Annotated in this window: 2 tRNA genes and 3 rRNA genes; all 5 read right to left on the reverse strand. The window is 54.0% G+C overall.

The window, feature by feature from the left end:
- Positions 1 to 49: 49 nt before the first annotated feature.
- The 5 genes from rrf to XALGPE39_RS00390 all read right to left on the reverse strand — a co-directional run bounded on the left by rrf (position 50) and on the right by XALGPE39_RS00390 (position 5,224).
- Positions 50 to 164, reverse strand: a 5S ribosomal RNA gene (rrf, locus tag XALGPE39_RS00370).
- A gap of 158 nt (positions 165 to 322) precedes the next feature.
- Positions 323 to 3,202, reverse strand: a 23S ribosomal RNA gene (locus tag XALGPE39_RS00375).
- Between the two features lie 222 nt (positions 3,203 to 3,424).
- Positions 3,425 to 3,501: transfer RNA gene (locus tag XALGPE39_RS00380), tRNA-Ile, on the reverse strand.
- Positions 3,502 to 3,515: 14 nt separating this feature from the next.
- Positions 3,516 to 3,591 (reverse strand) — tRNA-Ala (locus XALGPE39_RS00385).
- Between the two features lie 88 nt (positions 3,592 to 3,679).
- Positions 3,680 to 5,224 (reverse strand): 16S ribosomal RNA (locus XALGPE39_RS00390).
- Together the 16S, 23S and 5S rRNA genes with 2 tRNA genes alongside form the textbook arrangement of a ribosomal RNA operon.
- Between the last annotated feature and the right edge of the window lie 357 nt (positions 5,225 to 5,581).

Below are 5,581 nucleotides of genomic sequence, written 5' to 3' on the forward strand. Positions count from 1 at the left end.
GGGCAATAAAAAATCCCCGTCCTGTTGGGACGGGGATTTGGGGTAAAGCCCCTGGCGATGACCTACTCTCGCATGGCTTGAGCCACACTACCATCGGCGCAGCTGCGTTTCACTTCCGAGTTCGGGATGGGATCGGGTGGTTCCACAGCGCTAATTTCACCAGGGAGACGGTTGGAGTGTCGCCGCTGCAATCACTCGGTCTGTTTTTATCAGGACCAAGGACGGCATGGCGCCAGCCTCTCATGGGGTGTGATGTAGCGAGCGATTGTGAGCATTCGACGTGTGTCGTGCTAAGGGATGCTTGGAAGCACCTTGAGGTTATATGGTCAAGCCGCACGGATCATTAGTATCAGTTAGCTCAATGCATTGCTGCACTTACACACCTGACCTATCAACCACGTAGTCTACATGGTTCCTTTAGGGGACTTGTGTCCCGGGAGATCTCATCTTGAGGCGCGCTTCCCGCTTAGATGCTTTCAGCGGTTATCGCTTCCGAACATAGCTACCCGGCAATGCCACTGGCGTGACAACCGGAACACCAGAGGTTCGTCCACTCCGGTCCTCTCGTACTAGGAGCAGCCCCTCTCAAATCTCCAACGCCCATGGCAGATAGGGACCGAACTGTCTCACGACGTTCTGAACCCAGCTCGCGTACCACTTTAAATGGCGAACAGCCATACCCTTGGGACCGACTACAGCCCCAGGATGTGATGAGCCGACATCGAGGTGCCAAACACCGCCGTCGATATGAACTCTTGGGCGGTATCAGCCTGTTATCCCCGGAGTACCTTTTATCCGTTGAGCGATGGCCCTTCCATACAGAACCACCGGATCACTAAGACCTACTTTCGTACCTGCTTGATCCGTCGATCTTGCAGTCAAGCACGCTTATGCCTTTGCACACAGTGCGCGATGTCCGACCGCGCTGAGCGTACCTTCGTGCTCCTCCGTTACTCTTTAGGAGGAGACCGCCCCAGTCAAACTACCCACCATACACGGTCCCCGATCCGGATTACGGACCTAGGTTAGAACGTCAAGCACGACAGGGTGGTATTTCAAGGATGGCTCCACCACAGCTAGCGCCATGGTTTCATAGCCTCCCACCTATCCTACACAGACGAACTCAACGTTCAGTGTAAAGCTATAGTAAAGGTTCACGGGGTCTTTCCGTCTTGCCACGGGAACGCTGCATCTTCACAGCGATTTCAATTTCACTGAGTCTCGGGTGGAGACAGCGCCGCTGTCGTTACGCCATTCGTGCAGGTCGGAACTTACCCGACAAGGAATTTCGCTACCTTAGGACCGTTATAGTTACGGCCGCCGTTTACTGGGGCTTCGATCAAGAGCTTCGCCTTGCGGCTGACCCCATCAATTAACCTTCCAGCACCGGGCAGGCGTCACACCCTATACGTCCACTTTCGTGTTTGCAGAGTGCTGTGTTTTTGATAAACAGTCGCAGCGGCCTGGTTTCTGCGACCCTCTTCAGCTATAGCTCGCACGAGCCACCAAAAAGGGTGCACCTTCTCCCGAAGTTACGGTGCCATGTTGCCTAGTTCCTTCACCCGAGTTCTCTCAAGCGCCTGAGAATTCTCATCCTACCCACCTGTGTCGGTTTACGGTACGGTCTGCGTAAGCTGAAGCTTAGGAGCTTTTCCTGGAAGCGTGGTATCAGTGACTTCGTCTAAAAGACTCGTCTCGGTGCTCGGTCTTAAAGGATCCCGGATTTGCCAAGGATCCAAACCTACCGCCTTTCCCCGGGACAACCAACGCCCGGTACACCTAACCTTCTCCGTCCCTCCATCGCACTTACGCGAGGTGCAGGAATATTAACCTGCTTCCCATCGACTACGGCTTTCGCCCTCGCCTTAGGGGCCGACTCACCCTGCGCCGATTAACGTTGCGCAAGGAAACCTTGGGCTTTCGGCGTGCGGGTTTTTCACCCGCATTATCGTTACTCATGTCAGCATTCGCACTTCCGATACCTCCAGCGGACTTCTCAATCCACCTTCGCAGGCTTACGGAACGCTCCTCTACCGCGCATCGCTTATCGCGATGCACCCCAAGCTTCGGTTCACTGCTTAGCCCCGTTAAATCTTCCGCGCAGACCGACTCGACCAGTGAGCTATTACGCTTTCTTTAAAGGGTGGCTGCTTCTAAGCCAACCTCCTGGCTGTCTATGCCTTTCCACATCGTTTTCCACTTAGCAGTGAATTTGGGACCTTAGCTGTGGGTCTGGGTTGTTTCCCTTTTCACGACGGACGTTAGCACCCGCCGTGTGTCTCCCATACAGTCCGTCTCGGTATTCGGAGTTTGCAATGGTTTGGTAAGTCGCGATGACCCCCTAGCCATAACAGTGCTCTACCCCCGAGAGGATACATATGAGGCGCTACCTAAATAGCTTTCGAGGAGAACCAGCTATCTCCGGGTTCGATTAGCTTTTCACTCCTAATCACACCTCATCCCCTACCTTTGCAACGGGAGTGGGTTCGGGCCTCCAGTCAGTGTTACCTGACCTTCACCCTGGGCATGACTAGATCACCCGGTTTCGGGTCTACTGCCCGCGACTATGCGCCCTTATCAGACTCGGTTTCCCTTCGCCTCCCCTATACGGTTAAGCTTGCCACGAACAGTAAGTCGCTGACCCATTATACAAAAGGTACGCAGTCACTCTTACGAGCTCCTACTGCTTGTACGCACACGGTTTCAGGATCTATTTCACTCCCCTCTCCGGGGTTCTTTTCGCCTTTCCCTCACGGTACTGGTTCACTATCGGTCGGTCAGGAGTATTTAGCCTTGGAGGATGGTCCCCCCATATTCAGACAGGGTTTCACGTGCCCCGCCCTACTCGTCTTCACTGGTATGGCCCTTTTAAATACAGGGCTATCACCTTCTATGGCCAACCTTTCCAGGTTGTTTTTCTAAAACCATACCAGCTTAAGGGCTAGTCCCCGTTCGCTCGTCACTACTTAGGGAATCTCGGTTGATTTCTTTTCCTCCGGTTACTTAGATATTTCAGTTCACCGGGTTCGCTTCCTGCAGCTATGAATTCACTGCAGGATACTGCCGAAGCAGTGGGTTTCCCCATTCGGACATTGCCGGATCAAAGCTTGTTGCCAGCTCCCCGACACTTTTCGCAGGCTGCCACGTCCTTCATCGCCTCTGACCGCCAAGGCATCCACCGTGTGCGCTTATTCGCTTGACCATATAACCTCAAGTTGCCTCAAGGTCATCTTCAGTCCAGGGGTACAAAGCCTGGACGCGAACTATAACGACTCAATTTTAGGGACTCGAAGTCCCCGCCTTAGCCACAACGACACGTCGAGAGTATTGTTCTCAAACGTTCGCTACATCACTAATTATTAAAGAACATGACCCGGCCTCAGCGCCGAATCATTCAAATTCTTCGTGTGCGATACATTCAGAGTGGTGGGTCTGGGAGGACTCGAACCACCGACCTCACCCTTATCAGGGGTGCGCTCTAACCACCTGAGCTACAGACCCAATGTCGTCCTCAGTGGTGGAGCCAGTCGGGATCGAACCGACGACCCCCTGCTTGCAAAGCAGGTGCTCTCCCAGCTGAGCTATGGCCCCGGTATTTCGGGGTGTTCCGCCCCTTGGCGAAACTCTCTGAATGCAGGTTACTTGTGAGGACGCCTGACAGATGAAACTGTCATGCTCAAAAGGAGGTGATCCAGCCGCACCTTCCGATACGGCTACCTTGTTACGACTTCACCCCAGTCATCGGCCACACCGTGGCAAGCGCCCTCCCGAAGGTTAAGCTACCTGCTTCTGGTGCAACAAACTCCCATGGTGTGACGGGCGGTGTGTACAAGGCCCGGGAACGTATTCACCGCAGCAATGCTGATCTGCGATTACTAGCGATTCCGACTTCATGGAGTCGAGTTGCAGACTCCAATCCGGACTGAGATAAGGTTTCTGGGATTGGCTCACTCTCGCGAGTTTGCAGCCCTCTGTCCTTACCATTGTAGTACGTGTGTAGCCCTGGTCGTAAGGGCCATGATGACTTGACGTCATCCCCACCTTCCTCCGGTTTGTCACCGGCGGTCTCCTTAGAGTTCCCACCATGACGTGCTGGCAACTAAGGACAAGGGTTGCGCTCGTTGCGGGACTTAACCCAACATCTCACGACACGAGCTGACGACAGCCATGCAGCACCTGTCTCACGGTTCCCGAAGGCACCAATCCATCTCTGGAAAGTTCCGTGGATGTCAAGACCAGGTAAGGTTCTTCGCGTTGCATCGAATTAAACCACATACTCCACCGCTTGTGCGGGCCCCCGTCAATTCCTTTGAGTTTCAGTCTTGCGACCGTACTCCCCAGGCGGCGAACTTAACGCGTTAGCTTCGATACTGCGTGCCAAGTTGCACCCAACATCCAGTTCGCATCGTTTAGGGCGTGGACTACCAGGGTATCTAATCCTGTTTGCTCCCCACGCTTTCGTGCCTCAGTGTCAGTGTTGGTCCAGATGGCCGCCTTCGCCACAGATGTTCCTCCCGATCTCTACGCATTTCACTGCTACACCGGGAATTCCGCCATCCTCTACCACACTCTAGTTGCCCAGTATCCACTGCAATTCCCAGGTTGAGCCCAGGGCTTTCACAACGGACTTAAACAACCACCTACGCACGCTTTACGCCCAGTAATTCCGAGTAACGCTTGCACCCTTCGTATTACCGCGGCTGCTGGCACGAAGTTAGCCGGTGCTTATTCTTTGGGTACCGTCAGAACAACCGGGTATTAACCGACTGCTTTTCTTTCCCAACAAAAGGGCTTTACAACCCGAAGGCCTTCTTCACCCACGCGGCATGGCTGGATCAGGCTTGCGCCCATTGTCCAATATTCCCCACTGCTGCCTCCCGTAGGAGTCTGGACCGTGTCTCAGTTCCAGTGTGGCTGATCATCCTCTCAGACCAGCTACGGATCGTCGCCTTGGTGGGCCTTTACCCCGCCAACTAGCTAATCCGACATCGGCTCATCTATCCGCGCGAAGCCCGAAGGTCCTCCGCTTTCACCCTAAGGTCGTATGCGGTATTAGCGTAAGTTTCCCTACGTTATCCCCCACGAATAGGTAGATTCCGATGTATTCCTCACCCGTCCGCCACTCGCCACCCATGGTATTGCTACCACTGTGCTGCCGTTCGACTTGCATGTGTTAGGCCTGCCGCCAGCGTTCACTCTGAGCCAGGATCAAACTCTTCACTTAAAACTGCATGCCCGAAGGCAAAAGCTTTGATATGCAGAGTTCAAACCAAGCTTACGTATCGCTTGCTTAGCAATTGATTTGTTGCTCTTGATTCGAACGTCTGCAAGATGGACAGATTCCACCTGCAGGCGCCCTCACAAGTTACCTGCGCACACTGTCAAAGAACTTCGAGTCGGCCTCAGCGCCTTCTCTTTTCGCCCCGACGTTTCCGTCGAAGTGAGCCGCCCATTATAGCGGACTTTTTCTTGCCGTCAACACCTCAATTCGAGGTGGCTAACGTCGCTTTAGCCGCCACCACGTGGGCTTTTGCTGAAGCGAGCCGGTCATCTTAGCGGCTTTTTCTCTAGCGTCAATACC

The organism is Xanthomonas sp. GPE 39 (assembly GCF_000963005.1).
Taxonomy (GTDB): Bacteria; Pseudomonadota; Gammaproteobacteria; order Xanthomonadales; family Xanthomonadaceae; genus Xanthomonas_A.